Origin of the sequence: Mycobacterium paraintracellulare, assembly GCF_000276825.1 — a bacterium.
Lineage (GTDB): Bacteria > Actinomycetota > Actinomycetes > Mycobacteriales > Mycobacteriaceae > Mycobacterium > Mycobacterium intracellulare.
The window spans coordinates 4,857,652-4,883,772 of record NC_016948.1 but is presented as its reverse complement, the minus strand read 5'-3'; the positions used below and the strand labels follow the sequence as shown (position 1 = coordinate 4,883,772).

27 protein-coding genes are annotated in these 26,121 nt (G+C 67.9%); 17 read left to right on the top strand and 10 right to left on the bottom strand.

All coding sequences use genetic code 11. The features are described from left to right. The first annotated feature begins 9 nt into the window (after positions 1-9). The 7 genes from OCQ_RS22690 (at position 10) to OCQ_RS22665 (ending at position 5,624) form a co-directional block, all read left to right on the top strand. Positions 10-852: a sugar phosphate isomerase/epimerase family protein gene (locus OCQ_RS22690; protein ID WP_008261198.1), complete on the top strand. Its 843-nt coding sequence runs from the start codon at positions 10-12 to the stop codon at positions 850-852. Between the two features lie 25 nt (positions 853-877). After that, entirely contained in the window at positions 878-1,771 is an 894-nt protein-coding gene (locus OCQ_RS22685) for a thioesterase family protein (protein WP_014385868.1), read from the top strand. Between the two features lie 27 nt (positions 1,772-1,798). Continuing rightward, complete coding sequence (proC, locus tag OCQ_RS22680) at positions 1,799-2,674, top strand: pyrroline-5-carboxylate reductase (RefSeq protein WP_176476855.1); 876 nt, start codon at positions 1,799-1,801, stop codon at positions 2,672-2,674. 139 nt (positions 2,675-2,813) lie between these two features. Further along, entirely contained in the window at positions 2,814-3,071 is a 258-nt protein-coding gene (locus tag OCQ_RS22675) for a cell division/environmental response transcriptional regulator (RefSeq protein WP_026071177.1), read from the top strand. A gap of 146 nt (positions 3,072-3,217) precedes the next feature. Beyond that, on the top strand, positions 3,218-3,319 hold the full coding sequence (locus OCQ_RS26320) for a 30S ribosomal protein bS22 (RefSeq protein ID WP_003402602.1): 102 nt from the start codon (positions 3,218-3,220) through the stop codon (positions 3,317-3,319). A gap of 107 nt (positions 3,320-3,426) precedes the next feature. Beyond that, complete coding sequence (locus tag OCQ_RS22670; RefSeq protein ID WP_014385867.1) at positions 3,427-4,554, top strand: SDR family oxidoreductase; 1,128 nt, start codon at positions 3,427-3,429, stop codon at positions 4,552-4,554. Next, a complete protein-coding gene (locus OCQ_RS22665) occupies positions 4,536-5,624 on the top strand; it encodes a lysophospholipid acyltransferase family protein (protein ID WP_172417540.1) in 1,089 nt (362 codons plus the stop codon). The genes OCQ_RS22670 and OCQ_RS22665 overlap by 19 nt, the downstream gene beginning before the upstream one ends. A 66-nt stretch (positions 5,625-5,690) precedes the next feature. On the opposite strand, the gene OCQ_RS22660 is transcribed toward OCQ_RS22665, so the two are convergent. The 7 genes from OCQ_RS22660 to OCQ_RS22625 form a co-directional block, all read right to left on the bottom strand. Then, a complete protein-coding gene (locus OCQ_RS22660; protein ID WP_008261174.1) occupies positions 5,691-6,617 on the bottom strand; it encodes a cyclopropane mycolic acid synthase family methyltransferase in 927 nt (308 codons plus the stop codon). Further along, positions 6,618-7,139: an FAS1-like dehydratase domain-containing protein gene (locus OCQ_RS22655; RefSeq protein WP_009955042.1), complete on the bottom strand. Its 522-nt coding sequence runs from the start codon at positions 7,137-7,139 to the stop codon at positions 6,618-6,620. A gap of 44 nt (positions 7,140-7,183) precedes the next feature. Further along, on the bottom strand, positions 7,184-8,095 hold the full coding sequence (locus OCQ_RS22650) for an HAD family hydrolase (protein WP_008261172.1): 912 nt from the start codon (positions 8,093-8,095) through the stop codon (positions 7,184-7,186). Positions 8,096-8,398: 303 nt separating this feature from the next. Further along, on the bottom strand, positions 8,399-9,076 hold the full coding sequence (locus OCQ_RS27160; RefSeq protein ID WP_232065623.1) for a hypothetical protein: 678 nt from the start codon (positions 9,074-9,076) through the stop codon (positions 8,399-8,401). Between the two features lie 27 nt (positions 9,077-9,103). Further along, positions 9,104-11,665 (bottom strand): TNT domain-containing protein, encoded by a 2,562-nt coding sequence (locus tag OCQ_RS26310; RefSeq protein ID WP_014385866.1) that lies wholly within the window; start codon positions 11,663-11,665, stop codon positions 9,104-9,106. 4 nt (positions 11,666-11,669) lie between these two features. After that, positions 11,670-11,960, bottom strand: coding sequence for a WXG100 family type VII secretion target (locus OCQ_RS22630; protein ID WP_014383353.1), 291 nt, complete (start codon positions 11,958-11,960; stop codon positions 11,670-11,672). Beyond that, entirely contained in the window at positions 11,953-12,261 is a 309-nt protein-coding gene (locus OCQ_RS22625) for a WXG100 family type VII secretion target (protein ID WP_014381220.1), read from the bottom strand. The genes OCQ_RS22630 and OCQ_RS22625 overlap by 8 nt, the downstream gene beginning before the upstream one ends. Before the next feature lie 59 nt (positions 12,262-12,320). Between OCQ_RS22625 and OCQ_RS22620 the strand changes: the two genes are divergently transcribed. The 7 genes from OCQ_RS22620 to OCQ_RS22590 all read left to right on the top strand — a co-directional run bounded on the left by OCQ_RS22620 (position 12,321) and on the right by OCQ_RS22590 (position 18,603). Next, entirely contained in the window at positions 12,321-12,590 is a 270-nt protein-coding gene (locus OCQ_RS22620) for a glutaredoxin family protein (RefSeq protein ID WP_008261160.1), read from the top strand. A 115-nt stretch (positions 12,591-12,705) separates the two neighbouring features. Continuing rightward, a complete protein-coding gene (locus tag OCQ_RS22615; RefSeq protein ID WP_008261158.1) occupies positions 12,706-14,085 on the top strand; it encodes a glutamyl-tRNA reductase in 1,380 nt (459 codons plus the stop codon). Between the two features lie 13 nt (positions 14,086-14,098). Beyond that, the gene (hemC, locus tag OCQ_RS22610; RefSeq protein ID WP_008261156.1) at positions 14,099-15,046 is read left to right on the top strand and encodes a hydroxymethylbilane synthase; all 948 of its coding nucleotides are present in this window, start codon (positions 14,099-14,101) and stop codon (positions 15,044-15,046) included. A 23-nt stretch (positions 15,047-15,069) separates the two neighbouring features. Beyond that, positions 15,070-16,725 (top strand): bifunctional uroporphyrinogen-III C-methyltransferase/uroporphyrinogen-III synthase, encoded by a 1,656-nt coding sequence (locus OCQ_RS22605; protein WP_008261154.1) that lies wholly within the window; start codon positions 15,070-15,072, stop codon positions 16,723-16,725. 45 nt (positions 16,726-16,770) lie between these two features. After that, positions 16,771-17,760 carry a porphobilinogen synthase gene (hemB, locus tag OCQ_RS22600; protein WP_080588043.1) on the top strand — a complete coding sequence of 330 codons (990 nt, stop codon included), beginning with the start codon at positions 16,771-16,773 and terminating at the stop codon, positions 17,758-17,760. 55 nt (positions 17,761-17,815) lie between these two features. Continuing rightward, positions 17,816-18,346, top strand: a complete 531-nt coding sequence (locus tag OCQ_RS22595; protein WP_014381216.1) for a DUF3093 family protein — start codon at positions 17,816-17,818, stop codon at positions 18,344-18,346. After that, a complete protein-coding gene (locus OCQ_RS22590; RefSeq protein ID WP_008261140.1) occupies positions 18,343-18,603 on the top strand; it encodes a hypothetical protein in 261 nt (86 codons plus the stop codon). The genes OCQ_RS22595 and OCQ_RS22590 overlap by 4 nt, the downstream gene beginning before the upstream one ends. Here OCQ_RS22590 and OCQ_RS22585 read toward each other — a convergent pair. Continuing rightward, positions 18,587-19,027, bottom strand: a complete 441-nt coding sequence (locus OCQ_RS22585; protein WP_008261138.1) for an STAS domain-containing protein — start codon at positions 19,025-19,027, stop codon at positions 18,587-18,589. The genes OCQ_RS22590 and OCQ_RS22585 overlap by 17 nt on opposite strands. 356 nt (positions 19,028-19,383) lie before the next feature. On the opposite strand from OCQ_RS22585, the gene OCQ_RS22580 reads away from it, so the two are divergent. Together OCQ_RS22580 and OCQ_RS22575 are read left to right on the top strand one after the other, a co-directional pair. Then, entirely contained in the window at positions 19,384-20,622 is a 1,239-nt protein-coding gene (locus OCQ_RS22580) for an acyltransferase family protein (protein WP_014381214.1), read from the top strand. A gap of 90 nt (positions 20,623-20,712) precedes the next feature. Beyond that, positions 20,713-21,399, top strand: coding sequence for an Rv0518 family GDSL lipase (locus OCQ_RS22575; protein WP_026071180.1), 687 nt, complete (start codon positions 20,713-20,715; stop codon positions 21,397-21,399). 191 nt (positions 21,400-21,590) lie between these two features. On the opposite strand, the gene OCQ_RS22570 is transcribed toward OCQ_RS22575, so the two are convergent. Both OCQ_RS22570 and OCQ_RS22565 read right to left on the bottom strand, forming a co-directional pair. Further along, entirely contained in the window at positions 21,591-23,714 is a 2,124-nt protein-coding gene (locus tag OCQ_RS22570; protein WP_014385863.1) for an acyltransferase family protein, read from the bottom strand. A 49-nt stretch (positions 23,715-23,763) separates the two neighbouring features. Continuing rightward, on the bottom strand, positions 23,764-24,627 hold the full coding sequence (locus OCQ_RS22565; RefSeq protein ID WP_179300164.1) for an alpha/beta hydrolase: 864 nt from the start codon (positions 24,625-24,627) through the stop codon (positions 23,764-23,766). A gap of 345 nt (positions 24,628-24,972) precedes the next feature. Here OCQ_RS22565 and OCQ_RS22560 point away from each other — a divergent pair, with 345 nt between their 5' ends. Continuing rightward, a complete protein-coding gene (locus tag OCQ_RS22560) occupies positions 24,973-26,118 on the top strand; it encodes an LLM class flavin-dependent oxidoreductase (protein WP_014385861.1) in 1,146 nt (381 codons plus the stop codon). Positions 26,119-26,121: the final 3 nt, after the last annotated feature.

The window sequence follows — 26,121 nt, the reverse complement described above, 5'->3', positions numbered from 1 at the left end:
CCACATCCAGTGCGCCCAGCCATCAAAGTCGGCCTCTCCACGGCTTCGGTGTACCCGTTGCGGGCCGAGGCCGCCTTCGAGTACGCGGCCCGGCTCGGCTACGACGGCGTCGAGCTGATGGTCTGGGCCGAATCGGCGAGTCAGGACGTCGCGGCGGTCAAGAAGCTGTCCAGGCGCTATCGCGTGCCGGTGCTGTCGGTGCACGCGCCGTGCCTGCTGATCTCGCAACGGGTGTGGGGCCCCAACCCGATCCCCAAGCTGGACCGCAGCGTGCGCGTCGCCGAACAGCTGGGCGCGCAGACCGTCGTCGTGCATCCGCCGTTTCGCTGGCAGCGGCGTTACGCCGAGGGGTTCAGCGAGCAGGTGGCGAAGCTGGAATCGTCGAGCGACGTGATGGTCGCGGTGGAGAACATGTTCCCGTTCCGGGCGGACCGGCTCTTCGGGGCCGGCCAGTCGCTGGAACGGATGCGCCGGCGGGGCGGCGGCCCCGGCCCGGCGATTTCGGCGTTCGCGCCCTCCTACGACCCGCTCGACGGCAACCACGCGCACTACACGCTGGACCTGTCCCACACCGCGACGGCGGGAACCGACTCGCTGGACATGGCGCAGCGGATGGGTGCCGGCCTGGTCCACCTGCACCTGTGCGACGGCAATGGTCTGCCCGCCGACGAGCACCTGGTGCCCGGACGCGGCACCCAACCCACCGCCGAGGTGTGCCAGATGCTGGCCGGCGGCCAGTTCGCCGGGCACGTCATCCTGGAGGTGTCGACGTCCAGCGCGCGCTCAGCCAATGAGCGCGAAGCCATGCTCGCCGAGTCGCTGCAGTTCGCCCGCACGCATCTGCTGCGCTGATGATTCAGGAGACCCGCAAAAGTCCATGAACGCGTTATTCACCACCGCAATGTCGTTGCGGGAGGCCGGTTCCGGCGTTTACGAAGGAGAGCTCGACAAGCGCTGGACCATCGGTCCCAAGGTGCACGGCGGCGCGATGCTGGCCCTGTGCGCCAACGCCGCGCGCACCGCCTGCGGCGGACAGCCGGCCGGACCGGACCTGCAACCGGTCGCCGTGTCCGCGAGCTTCCTGTGGGCGCCCGATCCGGGGCCGGTGCAGTTGGTCACGTCGATCCGTAAGCGCGGCCGCCGGATCAGTGTCGTGGACGTCGAGCTCACCCAGGGTGACCGCACCGCGGTGCACGCCGTGGTCAACCTCGGCGAGCCCGAGCATTACCCGGTCGACGATGCGGGCCGTGAAGCGGCCCGAGGAGGAGCCGGGTCATCGAGCAGGCCGGTCGACGGCGCGGTGAAGCCGTTGCTGTCGGCCAACCCGGTGGCCGACCTGATGACGCCCGAACCACCCGACGACATCGAGCCGATCGGCCCCGGGCATCCGCTGGCCGGCCTGGTGCACCTGGGCGAGGGTTGCGACGTGCGGCCGGTGTTGTCGACGATGCAGGTCCGCGACGACGGGCGCCCGCCGGTGATCCAGATGTGGGCACGCCCCCGCGGCGTGGCCCCGGACGCGCTGTTCGCGCTCATGTGCGGCGACCTGTCGGCGCCGGTGACCTTCGCCGTGGACCGCACCGGTTGGGCACCCACCATCCAGCTCACCGCCTTCCTGCGGGGGTTGCCCGCCGACGGCTGGCTGCGCATCATCGCGACCTGCACCGAGATCGGGCACAACTGGTTCGACGAGGACCACACGGTCGTCGACAGCCTCGGGCGCCTGGTGGTGCAGGCCCGCCAGCTGGCGTTGGTCCCTGCCGCTCGCTAGCCGGCGGTGTCTGCGATGCTGTCCGGCATGGCAAGAATCGCGATCATCGGTGGCGGCAGCATCGGGGAGGCACTGCTGTCGGGTCTGCTGCGCGCGGGCCGGCAGGTCAAGGACCTGGTGGTGGTCGAGCGGGTGCCCGAGCGCGCCAAGTATCTGGCCGACACCTATTCGGTGCTGATCACCTCGGTGGCCGAGGCGGTGGAAAACGCGTCGTTCGTCGTGGTCGCGGTGAAGCCCGCCGACGTGGAGTCGGTGATGTCGGAGGTCGCCCGGGCGGCCGCCGCGGCGGAGAGCGATACCGCCGAGCAGGTCTTCGTCACGGTCGCGGCCGGCGTCACCATCGCCTACTTCGAAGCCAAACTTCCGGCCGGGACGCCGGTGGTGCGGGCAATGCCCAACACCGCGGCGCTGGTCGGCGCGGGCGTCACGGCCCTGGCCAAGGGCAGGTTCGTCACCCCGCCGCAGCTGGAGGGCGTCTCGGCCCTGTTCGATTCCGTCGGCGGGGTGCTGAGCGTCCCCGAGGGCCAAATGGACGCCGTCACCGCGCTGTCGGGCTCGGGTCCCGCGTATTTCTTCCTGATGGTCGAGGCGCTCATCGACGCCGGCGTTGCGGCGGGGCTGAGCCGCGAGGTGGCGGGCGATCTGACCGCGCAGACCATGGCAGGCGCGGCGGCGATGCTGCTGGAACGGATGGACGCCGATCGCCGGCTTTCCGAGGCCGAGGCGCCCGGGATGCGGGTGGACGCCACCGCGACGCAGCTGCGGGCGACCGTGACGTCCCCCGGCGGCACCACCGCGGCGGCCCTGCGTGAGCTGGAACGGGGAGGCCTGCGAGCGGCCGTGGATGCGGCGGTTCAGGCCGCCAAAATGCGCTCTGAGCAGCTAAGAATTACATCAGAGTAATCCAAGATTTTTGAACTGATTGTCCCCCACCAGTACCAGTAACCCCATCAGTCCCGCTATTCTCCTCTTTGTAAGCACGTGTCGGTGCCAGCGGAGGGGAAGCCGCTGGCATGCGCGTGCCTGACACGATTGGGTAGCGATGACGTCTACGAATGGGCCATCAACGCGAGATTCTGCAGGTAAGCCGCGGGACACCGGTTCCGTCGATGGCCAGCAGGGCAGGACGCAATTTCTCACCGTCGCCGAGGTGGCCGCGTTGATGCGGGTCTCCAAGATGACGGTCTACCGGTTGGTGCACAACGGCGAACTACCCGCGGTCCGGGTGGGTCGGTCCTTCCGGGTGCACGCCAAGGCCGTCCACGACATGCTGGAGACGTCCTACTTCGACGCGGGCTGACCCGAACCGGTGGCCGCTCGCGGGCGGCACCTGGCTTCGCGGCTCGGCGGCGATCACGCGACGCGGTTTGGCGTTGGGTGCGTCCGGCTGGGTAAAGTGTCCGGGTCCAATCTTTGAAGCAGGTCTCGGTCTAGATAGCGGAGTTCATGGGTTCAGTAATCAAGAAGCGGCGCAAGCGTATGTCGAAGAAGAAGCACCGCAAGCTGCTGCGTCGCACCCGGGTGCAGCGCAGAAAACTCGGCAAGTAACTCCCGCGGCGGCCTTCCTAAGGCCGCCATAAGGTCACCGTAAAAAGGCCCTAACTGGTCGCTTCGCGCCATAGTGCCGCCGTCCCGCCGACCGCTAGGCTGACCGGGTGGATGGGTCGAATGGGGAGAACACCGGGCCGGACGACACCGCCGGCAACGCGGCGCATTACCCCAAAATCGTGCTGGTCACCGGTGCCTGCCGGTTTCTGGGCGGCTACCTGACGGCTCGGCTCGCGCAGAACCCGATGATCAAAGGGGTCATCGCGGTGGACGCGATCGCCCCCAGCAAGGACATGCTGCGCCGGATGGGGCGCGCCGAGTTCGTCCGCGCCGACATCCGTAACCCCTTCATTGCCAAGGTGATTCGCAACGGCGACGTCGACACGGTGGTGCACGCGGCGGCCGCGTCGTACGCTCCGCGGTCCGGCGGCACCGCGGCGTTGAAAGAAATCAACGTGATGGGCGCGATGCAGCTGTTCGCGGCCTGTCAAAAGGCGCCCTCGGTGCGCCGCGTGGTGCTCAAGTCGACGTCGGAGGTGTACGGCTCGAGCGCCCACGATCCGGTGATGTTCACCGAGGACAGCACCAGCCGTCGTCTGTTCCGCGACGGTTTCGCCAAGGACAGCCTCGACATCGAGGCCTATGCGCGCGGATTGGGGCGGCGCCGGCCCGACATCGCCGTGACGATCTTGCGGCTGGCCAACATGATCGGCCCGGCGATGGACACCACGCTGTCGCGTTATCTCGCCGGGCCTTTGGTGCCGACGATGTTCGGCCGCGACGCCCGGCTGCAGTTGTTGCACGAGCAGGACGCCCTCGGCGCGCTGGAGCGCGCGGCCATGGCCGGCAAGGCGGGAACCTTCAACATCGGCGCCGACGGGATCATCATGCTGTCGCAGGCGATCCGTCGGGCGGGCCGAATCCCTTTGCCCGTACCGGGTTTCGGCGTCTGGGCCCTGGACTCGTTGCGCCGCGCCAATCGCTACAACGAGATCAGTCGCGATCAGTTCGATTATTTGAGTTACGGCCGCGTCATGGACACGAGCCGGATGCGCTCGGAACTCAACTACCAGCCGAAATGGACGACGGCGGAGGCCTTTGACGACTATGTTCGCGGCCGAGGCCTGACTCCCATAATCGACCCATATCGGGTACGCTCCTTGGAGAGTCGCGCCATATCTCTAGCCCAGCGCTGGGGTAGCCGAAATCCAATTCCGTGGGGTGGGGTCAGGTAGGTATCGTGGCGGGTGAAACCAGAGCGAATGTCATTCCACTGCATACGAATCGGGGCCGTGTCGCAGCGCGTCGGAGAGCCGACCAGAGGGCAGAGTCGGCCCGCCAGCACCCCTCGTTACTGACCGATCCGCGCGGCCGCGCCTCGGCGGAGCAGATCGCCGCGGTGGTTCGCGAAATCGACGAGCACCGCCGTGCCACGGGGGCATCGCCCGGCGAGGCGCCGCTGAATGAGCTGGCGCAGCGCGTCGCGTCGGTGGCCGCATTCCTCCGCCAGCGGCTGACGGGTGACTACAGCGTCGACGAGTTCGGTTTCGATCCGCACTTCAACAGCGCGATCGTCCGGCCGTTGTTGCGGGTGTTCTTCCGGTCGTGGTTCCGGGTCGAGGTGAGCGGGATCGAGAACCTGCCCGCTGACGGCGCCGCGCTGGTGGTCGCCAATCACGCCGGGGTGCTGCCGTTCGACGGGCTGATGCTGTCGGTGGCCGTGCACGACGAGCACCCCGCGCACCGCGAGCTGCGACTGCTCGCCGCCGACATGGTGTTCGACCTGCCCGTGGTGGGCGAAGCGGCCCGCAAGGCCGGCCACACCATGGCCTGCACGACGGACGCGCACCGGCTGCTCGCCGCCGGCGAGCTCACCGCCGTGTTCCCCGAGGGCTACAAGGGGCTGGGGAAGCGCTTCGAGGACCGCTACCGGCTGCAGCGGTTCGGCCGCGGCGGATTCGTCACCGCCGCGCTGCGGACCAAGGCGCCGATCATCCCCTGCTCGATCATCGGTTCCGAAGAGATCTACCCGATGCTGACCGACGTCAAGTTGCTGGCACGGCTGTTCGGGCTGCCGTACTTCCCGATCACTCCGCTGTTCCCGTTGGCCGGGCCCATGGGCCTGGTGCCGCTGCCGTCGAAATGGCACATCGCCTTCGGTGAGCCGATCTACACCGACGACTACGCGGCCTCCGACGCCGACGACCCGATGGTCACTTTTGAGCTGACCGATCAGGTGCGCGAGACGATCCAGCAGACGCTCTACCGGTTGCTGGCCGGCCGTCGCAACATCTTCTTCGGCTGAGCGGCGCGCCCAAAAGGAAACGCCACCACGGAAACCCGTGGCGGCGTTGACCTTTGAAGTAGTCGACTACTTCACCATGGTGAACTGGCAGACGTTGGTGTAGCCGTCGCGGAACAGATCCGAGCAGCCCCTCAGGTACTTCAGGTAGATGTCGTAGGTCTCCTGCCCCTTGAGGGCGATCGCCTCTTCCTTGTGCGCTTCGAGCGCATCGCCCCAGGCGGTCAGGGTCGGCACGTAGTTCTTGCCGATGAAGTGGTGTCGCTCGATCTTGAAACCCGCGTCCGTCGCGTACTTGTCAACCAGGTCGACCTGGGGCAGCTTTCCGCCGGGGTAGATCTCCTTCAGGATGAAGCTGATGAACCGCAGCAGGGTCATGTTGACCTTCAGGCCCATCGCGTTGCCCTCTTCGCGGGTGGGGACCACGATCGAGTGCAGCAGCATGCGGCCGTCGTCGGGCAGCAGGTCGTAGTACTTCTTGAAGAAGGTGGCGTAGCGCTCGTACCCGGCGTCACCGGCGCCGTCGGCGAAGTGCTCGAACGCGCCCAGCGACACGATCCGGTCGATCGGCACGTCGCCGGGGAATTCCTCCCAGCCCTGGATCCGCACCTCTTTACGGCGGGGGCTGTCCATCTTGTCGAACTCGGCCACGCAGTGGGCGTACTGGTTCTCGCTCAGCGTCAACCCGATCACGTTGACGTCGTACTCCGCCACCGCGTGCCGCATCGTCGAGCCCCAGCCGCTGCCGATGTCGAGCAGCGTCATGCCGGGCTCGAGGTTCAGTTTGTCCAGCGCGAGCTTGCGCTTGGCGTACTGCGCCTCTTCCAGCGTCTTGGTCAGATTCTGTGGGTCCGGGTTTTCGTCGAAGTAACCGCAGCTGTAGGTCATCGACGGGTCAAGCCACAGCTTGAAGAACTCGTTCGACTTGTCGTAGTGCGATCGCACCGCCTCGACCGGCGGGTGCAGCTGCGTTCCGGTTTCCCCCTGTAGTGACATTTACAACGCCCCTAACTTTCCTGCGGATATTGATGCGACCGCCGCAGCGGTTGCCTCGGTCTCGGCTTGGCTTGCGGCTTCCCCCAGCATTGTGACAACGCTGGTGACGATCGGCTTTCCATCGGCATCGGTCACTTCGCTGCGGATTTCCGCCAGCACGGTGCCGTGGGACTCGATCACCGAGTCTAGGTAGGTGTCGAAGAAAAGCCTATCGTGAGCCAGGATCGGGCGGTGGAACTTGAACTTCTGGTCACGGTGAATGACCCTGGCGATGTTGATGGGGATGCTGAACTTCGTGAAGATCTCCAACTGAACGCGGCGCCCGGCGATCGCGAGGAACGTCAACGGCGCCACCATGTCGGTATACCCGGCCCTCCGGGATTCATTCTCGTCGAAATGCGCCGGGTGGTCGTCTTTGATCGCCAGGGCGAACTCACGGATCTTTTCGCGCCCGACCTCGAAGTAGTCCGGTGCGCGGTAATGGCTGCCGATGAGTCCTTCGGCTTCTTTGGGGACTGTCATGCCGCTGTGCTCTCCGCTCGAATATGTCTGCGCGGCGCAGCCTATCAGCGTGATTGCCGTCGAGAGGCCACCGCGGCCAGCGCACCGCCGGCCGCGCCCAGCGCCAATGCCGACGGCACCCCGATCCGGGCCGCTTTGCGGGCGGTGCGGAAGTCGCGAATCTCCCATCCGCGCTCCCGTGCCAGCGCGCGCAGGCGGGCGTCGGGATTGATGGCGACCGCGGTCCCCACCAGCGACAGCATGGGCACGTCGTTGTAGCTATCGGAGTAGGCGGTGCAGCGTTTCAGGTTGAGCCCCTCGCGGATTGCCAGCGACCGCACCGCGTGCGCCTTGCCGGTGCCGTGCAGGATGTCGCCGACCAGCCTGCCGGTGAAGACGCCGTCGACCGATTCCGCGACGGTGCCCAGCGCGCCGGTCAGGCCGAGCCGTCGCGCAATGGTCGCGGCGAGCTCGTAGGGCGTGGCGGTGATCAGCCACACCTGCTGGCCGGCGTCCAGATGCATTTGAGTCAGCTCGCGAGTGCCGGGCCAGATCTTGTCGGCGATGATCTCGTCGTAGATCTCCTCGCCCAGGGCCACCAGCTGCTCGACCGACCGGCCTTCGATGAAGGCGAGCGCCTTGCGCCGGCCCGCGGCGACGTCGTTGCTGTTTTCCTTGCCGAGGACCTGAAACTTGGCCTGGGCGTAAATGAATCCGATCACATCGCGATAGGTGAAGTAGTTGCGCGTGGCCAGCCCACGACCGAAATGCACCGCCGAGGAGCCCTGCACCAAGGTGTTGTCGACGTCGAAGAAGGCGGCGGCGGTGAGGTCGACCGGGGGTTGCGGACGGTCCGGGGCGGCGGCGGCTTCCTCCTGCATGCCCTCGATCGCGCGGGCCGCGCTGGCGTCCGCGCCCAGCGACTCCAAGTCAACGTAACCGGTGTGGTCTGCGTTGACCGGGTCAGAGGAAGTCATCGCCCAACCTCCTAGATCGCTGTGGTGCCTGGTGACCCGGCGGGTGCCCGATATCCAACCCTATCGGGCAGTTGGCGTGGGGGCGGGTATGGCTGCCGGGCTGATGCCCCGGGCTGCCGAGCTGCCGGGCTGCCGGGCTGCCGAGCTGATGCCCCGGCTGCCGAGCTGCCGGGCTGCCGGGCTGATGCCTCGGGCCGCCGAGTGTGACGCTGGCGTCACGTTCGACGCCGAGTGTGACTGCAGCGTCACACTCGTGGCTGGGCAGGCCAGGTTGGTCGGGCGCGATGACCGCGTAGGGAAGCCCTACTGTCGCCAGCGCGTAACCTGCGAGGTGATGCTGTCCGGCATGTCCTCGAGCAGAGCTGCGGTTAGCTCATCGAATGACAATGCAAGAACTTCCATATTAGTTTGTTCGGCGGGCACCGCGAATCCGTATGAGCCAGGATCGTCCCTCAGCGTGTAACGCTTGAGATGTTGTGCGGTGTCTCTGTTGAGGGCAGGGATTTCGTTGGCCAATAAATCGATCACCCCTGAGTCGGCTGGCTCGACTGCTAATCGCGGGTTGAGACCCCGGTCGTCCCACCTGATAAATAGTGTCTCCAGCCTGAGATGACTGCGTAGGCTATCTCCCATTTGCAATATTATGTATTTCCCGGCGTCCACCGAGCGGGAAAACACGGCCTCTATACTTTCGGATCGCTGCGAAGCGCGTTCGTGCTTTAGGGAACGCAAGACGCAAAAGTACCCATTGGAAGTGGGAGCGATAATCCAAGCGGCCCAGTCGCCAAGCCTGGCCCATTCCGGCCATTCTCTCAGTTTTTCTCGATAATCAGAGCGGAAATATAACCGGCCAGCTTCCCAGTCGGCTTCTTCGTATGGCCCGCTGGCAGCAGAGTTAGCAAGCTTGCGCCACAGGTTGTAATAGCGGATCACCGCTGAGAAGCCACTATCGACGACTGGGCCGCCAGCATCCGTACTCATAGGTCGATATTCCTCCCTTACCTGCCCCTAAGACCGGCGCAGATAACCGCGTCTAAGCAAAGTCTCAATCAGCACTGTCTTTTTCTCGACGGTGTCAAATACTACCCACTGAGTTCCTCCGCCGGGCCAACCAAACGCTTCACCGACCTTTCCGAATCTAACTTCCCAACCCTGCGGCAATTGCTTTCCTGTACCTTGAAAAGCATGGTAGTCGCCAGATGTTCCGGGGGCCAGTCCACGGTGGGAATATGGGTCGCCGACGTTCCCCATAAAATCCCCACTCTTGGCGCTCACCTCTCCGATCCTATCTAGCCAAACATTTGGAGAGATGCTCCGTGCTGTTTCCCATTTCCCGTCCGCGAAGCCGTTAACTTTTGGCCAGTCCCATGTGCCTTCTTTGGGGTCCCAAAATCTGTCCAAGATATCCTGCGCCGTCATTCCCGAATATGGGCTATGCAAAGCGGATTTGGCGATATCCGGAGGGCATCCGTGATCTATGAGATCTTGCATGAGCTGCTCGGGCGACTGCGCGAGCGCTAATTGCGCTTGCCGCCAGGGCGGCAAGTCTGACGGGTCCGTGTGTCCGGGAAGGTCCGCGTCGGACCCGTCGTCCGACAGCGGTGTGTGGTCGTGCGGCTGATGGGACCCCGGCGGTTCGTTGCCATCGCCAGGGGGACGCGGGCCACCGCCATCGCCCGGCGGATGCGGGCCACCGCCATCGCCGGGCGGATGTGGTCCGCCACCATCCCCGGGTGGGTGGGGGCCGCCGTCACTGGGATGAGGCGGCCCGGGCGGATGGGCAGGAGGTTCTCCGCTATGTGGCACCTCGCCGAGGCCGGGAGGCGCTTCGGCGGGGAGGCCGCCCGCCGGGACAGAGGGAAGCGACGGCGGCTCCGGCATCGACGGCATCGAAGGAGCCGAGGCCGCCGGCATCGAAGCAGCGGGCGCCGAAGCGGCGGGCGCGACCGCTGCCGGCTCCGCAGGTGGGACCCGCGTGGGGGCAGGCTCGTGCGGCGGCGGGTGGGGTGGTGGTGTGCCTTCTGCGGGGGCCGATACCGGTGGCTTGCCGCCCGATTCTGGTGGGATCGCAATTGGTTTCGGCTCGCCGCTGTGAGGTGTCCCGCCGATTGGCGGCTTGGATTCGGTAGGACTGTGCGGCAGTGGACCATCAGCGGGACCTGGCGCCGGTTGGCCCGATCCTGGCGGCTTCGGAGCCGCCGGGGGTGATTCTGCCGGAGGCTTAACGGCCGGGGTTTTGGGAAGTCCGGGCTTTTTGACGTCTTTCAGCGCATCGGCGGCGGCGCGACTCACCTTTCCGAGTTTGGAAAGCGGCCCGCCGGGGATGGGTAACGTCAGCACATCAAAAGCTGTTCGTCCGAGTGCGTCAAGCGGGTCTTTACTCCACTCGTCCCAGTGGGTGACTTCTTTGCCAAGCGCCATCCATGACTCTTGCCAGCCGGGGCCACCGTCGGGTCCCAATCCCACGAGCGGCGCAGCGCCTTGGGCCATGCCAGCGAGCTCTTTGCCATAACCGATCGGATCGAGCACGGCGCGGACCTGGCTGATGCTGTACAGGCCTTTCAGAACTCCCCAGCCCTCTTTGCCCACCCCACCAAGGATCTTGCCCACTCGGTGGAGGGTTGCCTTGTTCAAGGCGACGAAGTGGTCCCACTCCTTACCCGCCCAGTGGGCCATATCTTCTGCCGCGGTGGCCGCCGCCGACATGGTGGCCTCGATCTGGCCGCCCAGCGTTTCGGCTTCCCGGGAAAAGCTGTCGACCACCGTTTTGATGTCGTCGGCGATCCTTTTGATCTCGTCTTCGTCTTCGTCGGTCAGGAGGTCCCACACTTCTTTGATCCCGGTCATCGGGTCGCAGATGCGGGACAACAAATCGAGGATCGCCGCGTGGACCTTGTCGATCTGGGCCGCGTAACTGTTGAGTTGCGCGGCAATCGTTTGGCATTGCTGCGCAACGCTGGCCGTGGCTCCAGACGCATCGGCCAACGCTTTGTTGATGGCCGCGGCCTCGGGAATCTGCTGCGCGGCAATGGCGGCCATGCTCCCGCCGCCGGCCGCGATCTCGGTCGTCATGAAGTTGACGCCCGCCGTCGTCCACGCCGCCGCGGCGGCACGCAACTTCGCCGAATCGCCAGTGGGCCAGATCATTCCGATATACGGCGCAACCCAGCTCCACCCCGCCGGGGCACCGCTGCCGGCGCCCACCGCCGACGGCGGATGCGACGGCGCGGTCAATGGCGCGGTCACTGGCGGTGTCGGCAAGCCTTCGGCGCGGCCCGTCACATCCGACATCGCCTCGGCGTGCGCATAGTTGTGTGCCGACATCCGCACGCCGTCGCCGATGCTGCAGAGTCCGTTGCGGGTACTGGTCATCGCCACGATGACCTTTGCCGCTGCGCCGTTGTACGTGCGGCCCAGCGCCGCACCGACGGGATCGTCACCGGCCATGCCCGCGCTGCCCGCGAGCGACGTGGTCAGGGCCGAGATCACCGATCCCAGCGACTCGCCGGTGGACAGTACCGTGGCGCCGGCGCGATCTAGGGCAGTCGGGTCACACGCCAGCGGCGCCATGTATTCACGACCACATACCGAGATTCGTCGACATCGCGCCGGTGTAGTTGCCGTGCGCTGTCGTGGCCACCTTCTCCAGTTGCCCCAGCGCCTCGCGCATCATCGCCTCGCCGCGCACCCAGTGCTGATGCGCCTCGGCGTGGGCCGCCGCGGCCTCACCCGTCCACGTCCCATGCAAACGCGTTACGCGAGAATCGATTTCGGCAATCATGTCTTCGGCGTAGCGCTGAAACGCCGCCATCCGCTGCACCGCGTCGGCCAACGCCTGCGGATCAACCCGAAACGCCTCAGGCATCGCGCACTGCCCGCTCGGCCTGGGCGGACGCTGCCTCGTTGCTGTGATACGCGCCGCCGGCCTCGCCGACCAGATGCGCCAGGATCGACAACCCGAGCTCGACCTCCCGGGCGCCCTTGTGCCACAGCTCCCATGCCGAGGCATAGGCACCCCCGGCCGCCCCCTGCCAACCACCCAGCATCTGACCCACCTGATCGTCGAGCTGGGACAGCTGAGCCGAAAGATGCTCGGCCGCACCGCTCAGCGAGACGGCGGCGCCCTGCATCACCACCGGATCGACCCGCACCGTGTTGTCGGCCATAGCCGGAACATAACTCCTGGTAGACGCCCCCACAAGTCGCTGATGACACACTGATTCCCATGACCCGAGCGACCGGCCGCCCGCATGTGGAGTTGTTGACCCGCGACGGGTGCACCATCTGCGAGCGCATCCACGCCCGGCTGGTCGTTTTGGCCGGTGAGCTGGGCTTCGATTTGTCGACGACCGACGTCGACGCCGCGGCCGCGGACGGCAACCCCGCGCTGCGCGCCGAGTTCGGCGACCGGCTGCCGGTGGTCCTGCTCGACGGGCGCGAACACAGCTACTGGGAGCTCGACGAGCCCCGGCTGCGCGCGGATCTCGCCCGCTGACGAGGCGGCCGGGTGGCCGTGGGGCAATTATTTGGTAGCCCAGCTGATAAACGTTTACCGTGGACAGCAGTTCAGTTACTGGAGGATGCAAGGGAGCTGGCCAGGTGATGCTGCCGTGAGCGTCTTGCTCTTCGGGGTTTCGCACCGCAGTGCGCCGGTCTCCGTCCTGGAACAACTCAGCATCGACGAGTCCGATCAAGGCAAGATCGTCGACCGGGTGCTGCAGTCGCCGCTGGTGACCGAGGCGATGGTGCTGTCGACATGCAACCGGGTCGAGGTCTACGCGGTGGTGGACGCGTTCCACGGCGGGCTCGCGGTGATCGGACAGGTGCTCTCGGAGCATTCCGGGATGTCGATGACCGACCTCACCAAATACGCCTACGTCCGGTACAGCGAGGCCGCCGTCGAGCATCTGTTCGCGGTAGCCAGCGGCCTGGATTCGGCGGTGATCGGAGAGCAGCAGGTGCTCGGTCAGGTGCGCCGCGCGTACGCCACCGCCGAGACCAATCGCACCGTCGGCCGCGTCCTGCACGAGCTGGCCCAACGCGCGCTCTCGGTCGGCAAGCGGGTGCATTCCGAGACCGCCATCGACGCCGCCGGCGCCTCCGTGGTGTCGGTTGCCCTGAACATGGCCGAACGCCGGCTGGGCGGGCTGTCGGGCCGGACCGCCGTGCTGGTCGGCGCCGGGGCGATGGGCGCCCTGGCCGCGGCGCATCTGTCTCGCGCCGGCATCGCCCAGGTTCACGTGCTCAACCGGTCGCTGTCCCGGGCGCAGCGCCTGGTCCGCAAGATCCGCGAAACCGGTGTGCGGGCCGACGCGCTGCCATTGGAGCAGCTGACCGACGTCCTGGCGGGTGCCGACGTGGTGGTGAGCTGCACCGGGGCGGTGAGCCCGGTGGTCTCGCTGGCCGACGTGCACCACGCGCTCGCGGCCGCGAACCGCTCGATCGTCGATGAGACCACCGACCCCTTGGTGATCTGCGACCTGGGCATGCCGCGCGACGTGGACCCGGCGGTGGCCGGCCTGCCCGGCGTGTGGGTCGTCGACGTGGACCGCGTGCAGCACGAGCCCTCGGCCCACGCCGCGGCCGCCGACGTCGACGCGGCCCGCACCATCGTGGCCACCGAAGTTGCCGCCTACCTGGCCGGCCAGCGGATGGCCGAGGTCACCCCGACGGTGACGGCGCTGCGCCAGCGCGCCGCCGATGTGGTCGAAGCCGAGCTGCTGCGCCTGGACAACCGGCTCCCCGGGCTCGCCAGCGCGCAGCGCGAAGAGGTCGCCCGCACCGTGCGGCGTGTAGTGGACAAGCTGCTGCACGCCCCTACTGTGCGCATCAAGCAGCTCGCCAGCGCCCCCGGCGGCGACAGCTACGCCGAGGCGTTGCGCGAGCTTTTCGAACTCGACCAGACCGCCGTCGACGCCGTGGCCGCGGGCGAATTGCCAGTCATAGCAAACGGTTTCGACGCGGGCACCCCGCAGCAACCTGCCGAGTAGCCGATTGGCGAACGTGATCCGGATAGGCACGCGGGGCAGCCTGCTGGCCACCACCCAGGCCGGCGTCGTCAGAGACGCCCTCATCGCGCTGGGTCACCCGGCAGAGCTGGTGACCATCACCACGGCCGGGGACCGGTCGTCGGGACCCATCGAATCCTTGGGGGTGGGTGTCTTCACCACCGCGCTGCGCGAGGCCATGGAAGAGGGCCGCGTGGACGCCGCGGTGCACTCCCACAAGGACCTGCCGACGGCCGACGACCCGAGGTTTGCTGTGGCCGCCATACCCGTGCGCAACGACCCGCGTGACGCGGTGGTAGCCCGGGACGGACTGGTGCTGGGGGAGTTGCCACCGGGTTCGCTGGTGGGTACCTCCTCGCCGCGGCGGGCCGCGCAGCTTAGAGCATTGGGTCTCGGTTTGGAAATCCGCCCCCTACGAGGCAACCTAGATACCAGGTTGAACAGGGTAAGCAGTGGTGATCTTGACGCGATCGTGGTGGCCCGGGCCGGCCTGGCCCGACTCGGTCGCCTCGATGACGTCACCGAGACGCTAGAGCCGGTGCAGATGTTGCCAGCACCGGCTCAGGGCGCGCTCGCCGTCGAATGCCGTGCCGGTGACACCCGGTTGGCGGCGGTGCTGGCGGAGCTGGACGACGCGGACACGCGCGCGTCGGTCACCGCGGAGCGAACTCTGTTGGCCGAACTGGAGGCCGGCTGCTCCGCACCGGTGGGCGCGATCGCTGAAGTGGTCGAGTCCATCGATGAGGAAGGCCGGATCTTTGAAGAGCTGTCGCTGCGTGGCTGCGTGGCGGCGCTGGACGGGTCCGACGTGATCCGCGCGTCGGGCATCGGCACTCCCGGTCGAGCACGAGAGCTTGGGCTTTCGGTTGCCGCGGAGCTGTTCGAACTTGGCGCCCGGGAGCTGATGCGCGGAGCGCGGCAAGACCCGACGCGAGGAAATTAAGTGCGAGTTACGTGGGAGCGACAATGACGACGCGAGGGCGTAAGCCGACACCCGGCCGCATCACGTACGTGGGCTCCGGCCCCGGTGACCCGGGACTGTTGACGACCCGGGCCGCGACGGTGCTGACGAACGCCGCTCTGGTGTTCACCGACCCTGACGTGCCCGAGCCGGTGCTGGCGCTGATCGGCAAAGACCTGCCGCCGGTTTCCGGCCCGGCCCCGGCCGACCCGGCCGCCTCCAGCGGCGACGGCGCCGACCAGGGCCAGACGCAGCCCGCGGTGATCTCCGGTGGCCCGGACATCCGCCCGGCGCTGGGTGACCCCGCCGAGGTGGCCAAGACCCTGACCCACGAGGCGCGGACGGGCGTCGACGTGGTCCGCCTGGTGGCCGGTGACCCGCTGACGGTCGACGCCGTCATCACCGAGGTCAACGCCATCGCGCGGAGCCACCTGCACATCGAGATCGTGCCGGGGCTGGCGCCCACCAACGCCGTCCCGACGTACGCGGGGCTGCCGCTGGGCTCCTCGCACACGGTGGCCGACGTGCGCGGCGACGTGGACTGGGAGGCGCTGGCCGCGGCGCCGGGACCGCTGATCCTGCAGGCCACGTCGTCGCATCTGGCCGACGCGGCGCGCACCCTGATCGAACACGAGCTCGCCGAGAACACGCCGTGCGTGGTGACCGCGCAGGGCACCACCTGCCAGCAGCGTTCCATCGAGACGACGCTGCACGGCCTGACCGACTCGGCCGTGCTGGGCGGCACCGACCCGGCGGGCCCCCTGACGGGTCCGCTGGTGGTGACCATCGGCAAGACGGTGTCGAGCCGGGCGAAGCTGAACTGGTGGGAGAGCCGCGCCCTGTACGGCTGGACCGTGCTGGTGCCCCGCACCAAGGACCAGGCCGGCGAGATGAGCGAGCGGCTGACGTCCTACGGCGCGCTGCCGATCGAGGTGCCGACCATCGCCGTCGAGCCGCCACGCAGCCCCGCGCAGATGGAACGGGCCGTCAAGGGATTGGTCGACGGCCGCTTCCAGTGGGTGGTGTTCACCTCCACCAACGCGGTGCGCGCGGTGTGGGAGAAGTTCGGCGAGTTCGGGCTGGACGCGCGCGCGTTCTCCGGGGTGAAGATCGCCTGCGTGGGCGAGTCGACCGCCGACCGGGTCCGGGCGTTCGGGATCAGCCCCGAGCTGGTGCCGGCCGGTGAGCAGTCCTCGCTGGGTCTGCTCGACGACTTCCCGCCCTACGACAGCGTTTTCGATCCGGTAAACCGGGTCTTGCTGCCGCGGGCCGACATCGCCACCGAGACGCTGGCCGAGGGCCTGCGCGAACGTGGTTGGGAGATCGAGGATGTCACCGCCTACCGGACGGTGCGGGCCGCGCCGCCGCCGGCGGAGACGCGGGAGATGATCAAGACCGGCGGGTTCGACGCGGTGTGCTTCACGTCCAGCTCGACGGTGCGCAACCTGGTCGGTATCGCCGGCAAGCCGCACGCGCGGACGATCATCGCCTGCATCGGCCCCAAGACCGCCGAGACCGCCGCCGAGTTCGGTCTGCGGGTCGATGTCCAGCCCGAGACCGCCGCGGTTGGTCCGCTGGTCGACGCTTTGGCCGAACACGCCGCGCGGTTGCGCGCCGAGGGCGCGCTGCCACCGCCGCGCAAAAAGAGCCGCAGGCGCTAGTGGCGATCGCCAGCGCGGCGGAGCCGGGCGCAGCGGGTCGCCACGATGAGCGGTAGCGCCTACCCGCGGCAGCGTCCGCGTCGGCTCCGCTCAACCCCGGCGTTGCGCCGTTTGGTCGCGCAAACGTCGCTGGAGCCAAGGCATTTGGTGCTGCCGATGTTCGTCGCCGACGGCATCGACGAGCCCCGGCCGATCGCCTCGATGCCGGGGGTGGTCCAACACACCCGCGATTCGTTGCGCGCCGCCGCCGCCAGCGCCGTCGCCGCCGGGGTGGGCGGGCTAATGCTGTTCGGTGTGCCGCGTGATGAGGACAAGGACGCGGTGGGGTCGGCCGGCACCGATCCCGACGGCATCCTCAACGTCGCCCTGCGCGACCTGGCCAAGGACCTCGGCGAGGCCACCGTGCTGATGGCCGACACCTGCCTGGACGAGTTCACCGACCACGGCCACTGCGGCGTCCTCGACGACCGCGGTCGGGTCGACAACGACGCGACCGTAGCCCGATATGTGAAACTCGCTGTGGCGCAAGCGGAATCGGGCGCGCACGTGGTAGGTCCGAGTGGGATGATGGACGGTCAGGTGGGCGCGATTCGCGACGGGCTGGACACGGCCGGCCATACCGACGTGGCGATCCTCGCCTACGCCGCCAAGTTCGCATCGGCGTTCTACGGTCCGTTCCGCGAAGCGGTCAGTTCCAGCCTCTCCGGCGACCGGCGCACCTATCAGCAGGAGGCGGGCAATTCCCGCGAGGCGCTCCGCGAGATCCAGCTCGATCTGGACGAGGGCGCCGACATTGTGATGGTGAAGCCGGCGATGGGTTATCTGGACGTGGTGTCGGCGGCGGCCTCGATTTCGCCGGTGCCGGTGGCCGCCTATCAGGTGTCGGGGGAGTACGCGATGATTTGCGCTGCGGCCGCGAACAATTGGATCGACAAGCGCGCGGCGGCCCTGGAATCATTGACGAGCATCCGGCGGGCCGGAGCCGATATCGTTCTCACCTATTGGGCCGCGGACGCGGCAGGGTGGCTTTCGTGAGACGGGGCTTGCGTTGACGTCAGAGACGACCAGAAGCGATACCCAACCGAAGCCGTTGTTCTACGAACCCGGCGCCACCTGGTGGTGGGTGGCGTGCGGCCCGGCCTCGGCGGCGGCCATGGTCCTGATCGAAATCTGGAGCGGTGCCAAGGTGTCGTTCGTGGTCCCCGCGATCTTCTTCGTCCTGGTGTCGGCGTTCGTGGGGTTGCAGGTGAAGGCGGCGCGGATCCACGTCTCGGTCGAGCTGACCGAAGACGCCCTGCGCCAAGGCACCGAGACCATCCTGGTCCGCGAGATCGTCAGGGTTTATCCCGAGCCCGAGAACCACGAAGCCTCCGGCAAGGAGCTGGCGCGCTGGCAGTCGGCGCGGGCGCTCGGCGAGTTGGTCGGGGTGCCGCGCGGACGGATCGGCATCGGCCTCAAGCTCACCAACGGCCGCACCGCCCAGGCGTGGGCGCGCCGTCATCGCCAGCTGCGGGCGGCCCTGACCCCGCTGGTCCAAGAGCGGGTGGAGCCCACCGGGACCGACGTCATCGACGGCGATCCGGACGACCCCACCGGCGATCAGGCCGGGCCCGCGCAATGATCGCCAGCTACCGGGCGCTGGTCGAGCTCGCCGTGGCGGTTGCCGCCCTGGCGGGCTCGGGATATAGCTGGACGCGCTCGCATCACACGGTGGCCGTCGCGCCCATCGCGGAGGGTCAGCCCTTTACGACGTCGGTGGTCTATGACCCGCAGCTGTTGCTTCTGACACTCGTGCTGTTGACGAGCGCCGGCGTGCTGGTGGTCGTCGGCGCGGCCAGGCTGCGGCGTGCCCGCTCCGGCGCTACGACGTCTTCCTGACCAGCGGCAACGCCATCGTGCGGCGGACCCTGATGGCGTCGGCCCGGTCGCGCAGTGCCTCCTGAACCGAGCGCATCAGCGGGAAATTGGTGTCATGACCGGTGTCCTCGAGCACCGCGATGACCGCCGAGCTGGCCACCAGCGTCCAATCCACACCGGCGGCCCGACAATCGGCATCGAACGCATACAAGAGCGAAATACCGGCCTCAGCAAATTGACCGACATCGGCGACATCGAGCACCACAGGGTTTTCGCCGAGCGTGAAACGCCGAATGTGGCGACTGACGCGGTCGACATTGGCGCCGTCGATTTCGCCGCGGATATGCACCACTGTCGCCAAGTGGCGGTAGTGCGCCCGCACCTGAGCGCCATCGCACTCAAAGACGCAGTTGTCGTGGCGACTCCCGGTGCCTGCGATCGTCATGAGGACCCCTCACTCTCCGTGTCGCTCGCGCGCGGCCTTGGGGCGCGCCTCCCCGCTCACCAAAGCTGCCTTAAACGCTAGGCCGCAAGCCTAAGGACACCGGTAGCCGCGCCTAACGCTTTGCTAAGAAGCAAAATGCGATTTCGCGGCGAGCAAACCTCCGTAATCGGCGTCGCGCATTCCGGGCGGCCCTGAAGGCCGTGTGCCACACCACAACCGTCCCCGCATGTCGGCGATTGCGCTGCTAGGCTGCCATGGCTGCCGGTTGCTAGTCGGGGGGCTTGCGAAATGGCGAGATCGCCCGCTCAGCCGATAGCAGGAGAACGGAACGGCAGGATCCAGACGGGAAGAGCAGCGTGCGGGGCGGAGAGATCCGGGGCGAAATCAAGGCCCTGACGGGACTCCGTATAGTCGCCGCGCTCTGGGTGGTGCTGTTTCACTTCCGGCCGATGCTCGGGGATGCCTCGCCCGATTTCCGCGACGCGCTGGCCCCCGTCCTCAACTGTGGCGCCCAGGGCGTCGACCTCTTTTTCATCCTCAGCGGCTTCGTGCTGACGTACAACTACCTCGACCGGATGGGCCGGTCCTGGTCGACCCGCGCCACCCTGCACTTCCTGTGGCTGCGGCTGGCCCGGGTATGGCCGGTGTACCTGGTCACATTGCACCTCGCCGCCCTGTGGGTGATCTTCACCCTGCACGTGGGCCACGTGCCGTCGCCGGACGCCGCCTCGCTCACCGCGGTCAGCTACGTGCGGCAGATCCTGTTGGTGCAGTTGTGGTTTGTGCCGTTCTTCGACGACTCGAGCTGGGACGGGCCGGCCTGGTCGATCAGCGCCGAATGGCTGGCGTACGTGCTTTTCGCCCTGCTGGTGTTGGTGTTGTTGCGGATGAAGCAGGCGACGCGGGCGCGCAGCCTCATGGTGCTGGCATTCGCGGCGTCGTTGCCGCCGGTGGTGATGCTGCTGGCCAGCGGCCACTTCTACACGCCGTGGAGCTGGCTGCCGCGGATCGTCACACAGTTCACCGCCGGGGCGCTGGCCTGTGCCGCCGTGCGCAGACTGCGGCTGACCGACCGCGGCCGCCGCGTCGCGGGGTACATCTCGCTGCTTCTGTTGGCCGCGATGGTGGGCGTCCTGTATTGGTTTGGCGCACACCCGATATCCGGGGTGGTGGAAAACGACAGCGGCGGCGTCGTCGACGTGTTGTTCGTTCCGCTGGTGATCTCGCTGGCCGTCGGCCTGGGGAGCCTGCCCAGGATGTTGTCGACGCGGGTGATGGTGTACGGCGGTCAGATCTCGTTCTGCCTGTACATGGTTCACGAGCTGGTGCACACGTCCTGGGGTTGGGCCGTGGAACAATTCGAGCTCGCAACGCAGGACAATCCGTGGAAATGGAACGTCATCGGCCTGCTCGCGATTGCCGTGGTCCTTTCGATCGCGTTGTATCACGCCGTCGAAGAGCCCGCCCGCCGCTGGATGCGCAAGATGGTCGACGTCCGGGCCGTGAACGCGAGGAGTGATCCCGGCGAGTCCACGAACGGCAAGCCGCATCCGATCGACCGTCCGCTGGAAGCGATTTCGGTCCGCGCGGTGTGATGGCTGCTTTTGCGCCCGGCCGCGAGTCACGGGCAATATTCGATGAGAACACGGCGGCACCCGACCATGCCGTTGACAGTGGAGGTATGAGTGAGTCGTCTGGCCACCTTTCTCATTGGGTTGAGTTTTCTGGGGGGCGTGGGCATCGCATACCCACCGCAGGTGCGCACTTACGCGACGTTGACGCTGGACTTCCGGCTCAATCACCTGGCGGTCATCGGGGATTCGTACACCACCGGTACCGATGAGGGCGGCCTCGGCGCGCGGTCATGGCCGTCGCGCGCGTGGCAGGCGCTCGGTGCGCGGGGCTCGCGGGTTTCGGCCGATGTGGCGGCCGAGGGCCGCGCCGGTTACGCCGCGCCCGGTGACCACGGCAGCACCTTCGAGGACCTGACCGCCAGGGCCGTCCACCCCGATGACGCGCTGGTGGTGTTCTTCGGCTCCCGCAACGACCAGGGTATCGATCCCCTGCTGTTGACCGAAAAGACCCACGCCGCTTTGGATCTGGCGCGCCGGTTTGCGCCGGCCGCGCGCTTGCTGGTGATCGGCCCGCCGTGGCCGACCGCCGATGTTCCGCCATCGATGTTCCTGATTCGCGACGTCCTGGGCGGCGCGGCGGGGGCCGCCGGGGCGACGTTCATCGACCCGATCGCCGAACACTGGTTCGTCGGCAGGCCCGACCTGATCGGCCCCGACGGCGTGCACCCGAACGACGCGGGGCACCAGTACATGGCCGACAAGATCGCGCCGCTGATCCGTACTCAGCTCTCGACGTGACGGGCCGCCTAGTCCTCCGCGTGGCGCTCGTAGTCCCACCGCTCCAGGCGATCTTGCAGGTGTAGCAGGCCGACTCCGGCGAAGGGTGCGGCGACCGCGATGCAGACCAGCAGCAGTGGAGACATGAGCTAAACCCTCCAAAAACCCTTCACTGATCTGACGTTCGTCCGCCGCGAGAAGTTCATCGCCGTTCACCCGTCCGCCACGGCGCGGTCCACCAGCACACCCATCACCGGCGCCAGCAGCCGCGCGTACTGCGTCGTCACATGGTTGTCGTCGCGGAACACCAGGGTGTTGCCGACGATCAGCGGGCAGCGGTCGGGGGCGCAGAACAGGTCGGTCAGGTCCGCGTAATGCCCGCCGTTGCCGACGGTCGCGGCGCGCTCGGCGGCGATCCCATCGTCGTTGACGGCCGCGGAACGCGTTGGCGCACAAGCGGTTGCGTCGTCGAGGTGGGCGGACAGGCAGGTCGGGGCGGGCGAGTGCGGATCGGCGGCGGGCCCCAGCACCAGGACGGTGGCGCCGGTGGCGCGCAATTGCGCCACGGTGCGTCCCAGGGTGTCGATCCACGCCGGATCGTAGGAGGTGAAGCCGAAGTCCCCGCCGTAACGCCGGCTCATGTCCAGCACGACCAGGCGCGGGTGTTCGGCGTTCATCCGGCCCATGATGTCGGCGCGCCACTGCTCGCATTCGGTGTACTCGCGGCCCAGATACGGGCTCACGATGTGCAGGTCCTGCAGCGGGCATGTCACCTTGGCCAGGGTCTCCAGCCGCCAGTGCCGCTGCTCGGCGAGCTGCTCGAACGCCGGGTTCCACATGGCGGCGTGCGAGTCGCCGATCAGGGCCACGGTGGTCGGCGAGGCGGTATCGCCGGTCGCGCATTCGCTTTGGCCGACGTCGCGCCAGGACCGCACGCAGCCGTTGACGAACACGGCGGCCTTGTCGGCCGGCGCCTTGTCCAGCGGGGGGTCGAGGTTCGACGGGACGGCGCGCAGGCCGGCCGCCCCCGCGAGCACGACGCGCGCCTGGTCGAAGGCCTGACGGACCGCCGCTTCCTGCGGGCTGACGGCGGCGACGCCGGCCGGGGGCGCCGCGACGATATTGGCCCGCGGCGCCGCGACGCCGTGGCCCACCGGCGCGGGGATCACGTTCAGCAGCAGCATGCATGCACACGCCGTGGCGGCGCTGGCCCCGCCCGCCACGGCCAGGCTGACCTTCGCCGAGCGGCGCAGGGCCGCGGCGAAGCGGCCCGGGTTTTCCACCAGATGCAGCGTGATGACGGCCAGCCCGGCGGACACGGCCGTCGCGCTCAGACGGGCCGGCAGCCCGGCGGGCTCGCCGAGCAGCGCCGGCATCAGCAGCAGCACCGGCCAGTGCCACAGGTACCAGGAGTAGGAGATGCGGCCGATGGCGCGCATCGCCGGGCGGCACAGCAGCCGGCCGGGCCCGAGCCCGCCGGTGACGGCTCCGCCGCCGACGATCAGCGCGGTGCCCAGCACGGGCAGCAGCGCCTCGACGCCGGGGTAGGGGGTGTGGGCGCCCAGCTGGGTGCAGGTCAGCAGGATCAACACCAGGCCGCCCCACCCGGCGATCGACGCGGTCAGCAGCGACAGGCGCCGCCACTGCTGGAGCGACAGGGCCACCAGGCCGCCGGCCGCCAGTTCCCAGGCCCGGCTCGGCAGCGAGAAGAACGCCCACGACGGCGACGTCCGGGTCCACAGCGCTCCCGCCGTCAACGACGCGACGGCGACCACCGCGAGGACCGCCGCGTACGGCGCCGCCCGCTTAGCGGCGCCGCGCAGGAGCGGGACGCGCTGGACCAACCACGCGATGGCGATGATCAGCACCGGCCACACGAGGTAGAACTGCTCCTCGACGCCCAGCGACCAGTAGTGCTGGAACGGCGACGGCGCGTCGGTGGTCAGGTAGTCGGTGCCGCGCAGGGCGAACCGATAGTTACCGACGTACAGCGCGCTGGCAATGCCGTCGAGGAACACGCTGCGGGCCTGTAGCGGCGGCAGCACCGCGGCGGCGGCGATGGCGGTGACGGTGCCGACGATGGCCGCGGCCGGCAGCAGCCGCCGGGCTCGCGCGCCGTAAAAGCGGCCCAGCGCAACGGTATTCGTGGCGGCCGCCTCCCGGAAGAGCAGCCCGGTGATGAGGAAGCCGGAGATGACGAAGAAGACGTCCACCCCGATGTAGCCGCCGCTGACCCCGGGGATGCCGGCGTGGTAGAGCACGACGGCGATCACCGCGACGGCGCGCAGCCCCTCGATGTCGGGCCGGAATCCCCTTCGGGTAATCCGCCGCTCCACGCGGTGTGGGCTGCCGGCGACTGATTCCTCCCGAAGTGTCATCGTTGGCTCAGGTCGCCATCCAGGCGAGTTCGCCGGGTAGTTGGCTGCGCCAGTAGGCGACGTCGTGACCGCCGAGCGAGAAGCTGCCCGCCGGCGGCGTCTTCAACTGGTAGACGAATTGCTTTGTGGCGAAATAGAAGCGGTCGAAGTTGCCGCAATCCACGCGCAGCGGAATGGAATTCAGCGCCGGCACACCCATCACGCTGTTCTGCACGAAGTCCTCGTTGCTGTCGAACGCGCCCGGGGCGCTCGTCGCGTACGACGTGTACAGGGCCGGGCTGATGGCGCAGATTCCGGCAGTCCGGGACGGGCCCAGCTTGGCGCCCAAACGAAGCGCCCCGTATCCGCCCATCGACCACCCCATGAAGCCGACCCGGGACGTGTCGAAACCCATCGTGGACAGCATGGGCAGCAGCTCGTCGAGCACCATCGCGCCCGAGTCCTCGCCGGAAGTCCTTTTGTGCCAGTAGGTGTTGCCCCCGTCGACGCCGACGACCGCGAACGGCGGCTTGCCCTCCTTGGCCAGCCGGGCCAGCCCGTCGGGCACGCCCATGTCGATCATCTGGTTGGCGTCGCCGTCCACACCGTGCAGCGCGATCACCGGACGCAGCATCTTGCTCTGGCCGGGCGGCATGGCGATCACGTAGTTGGTCTTGATGCCCCCACGGGCCGCCGACACGAACGACCCGGTCAGCCTGTTCGGCAGGGCGCTGCCCGCCGTCGGCGGCTCGAACGGGGCGGGGGCTTGCGGCAGCGTCGCGGCCTGCGACGTCTCCGCGGCCAGCAGCGAGCTGAACGCGTACACGCCGGCGGCTCCGAGGCTGGCACCGGCGCCCATCCGGAGCACCGCCCGGCGTGTGAGGTCAGGCATGATCGCAATGATGCCGCCCGCAGCGGGGATTACCCGCCGAGCCACGCCGTATTGGAAGCATTGTGTGATCTGGCGTGACCTTTCGGTCACGATGCGGTGATCTTTACGGGCGACACGGACGGCCCGGCGGGAGGGGCCTCCGTGACGGGTTGCGGCGTTGGCTCACATCGTAGCGGTGGCGACGAGTCTTGCCACCACCGGAAACATTGCGATCGTATTGCCTTCTGGCGCAGCGGCAGACCCCCGCGCCGGGAATGCAATCTCGAAGGTTTCAACCCTCGCCCGACGGCCGCGGATTGCGAAGGATGGAGCTTTCTGTGCACAGGGGCGAAAGAGGATTGTGACGTGAGTCTCGCGTTTCATTGGTTTCTGCCGACCTACGGCGATTCGCGGAATCTGGTCGCGGGCGGGCACGGCACGCCGATGTCCGGCGACCGGCCCGCCACGCTGCGGTATCTGCACCAGATCTGTACGGCCGCCGAAGACAACGGGTTCGAGGCGGTTCTCACCCCCACCGGATTGTGGTGTGAGGACGCGTGGTTGACGACGGCGATGCTGGTCGAATCGACCGCGATCCTGAAATTTCTGGTGGCGTTTCGGCCCGGGCTGCTCAGTCCCACCCTGGCGGCCCAGATGGCCGGCACCTTCCAGCGGCACTCGGCCGGACGCCTGCTGCTCAACGTCGTCACCGGTGGCGAACCGCACGAGCAGCGCGCCTACGGGGACTTCCTGGACAAGGAGGCGCGCTACGCCCGCACCGCCGAGTTCTTGCACGTGGTGCGGCAGCTGTGGACCTCGAGGGGGCCGGTGACCTTCTCCGGGGAGCACGTCCGGGTCGAAGGCGCGCAACTGAACGACCCGCCCGATCCGATACCGGCGGTGTTCTTCGGCGGGTCGTCGGCGGCCGCGGGGCCGGTGGCGGCCAAGCACTCCGACGTGTATCTCACCTGGGGCGAGCCGCTGCCCGCGGTCGCCAAGAAGTTGGACTGGGTCCGTGGGCTGGCCGTTGACGCCGGACGAATCCTGCGGTACGGCTTGCGGATTCACGTGATCAGCCGTGACACGTCCGCGCAGGCATGGGCGGAGGCCGACCGGTTGCTGGCCGCCATCGACCCCGCCGACATCGCACGGGTTCAGGACAGCCTGGCGCGCAGCGAATCCGAGGGCCAGCGCCGGATGCGGGAGCTGCACGGCGGCGACAGCAGCAAGTTGCTGATCGCGCCGAACCTGTGGGCCGGTGTGGGCCTGGTGCGTGGGGGAGCGGGCACCGCACTGGTCGGGTCGCACGCCGAGGTCGCCGAACGGCTGGCCGAATACGCCAATTTGGGGATCACCCACTTCATCTTGTCGGGATATCCGCATCTGGAGGAGGCCTACTGGTTCGGCGAGGGCGTGCTGCCGATTCTGGAGCGGATGGGCCTGTGGCGTCACCCCAACCGCCAGTCGCATCCGGCCGGGGCGACGCCCTTCGCGGTCGCGTCGGCGCACTAAGGG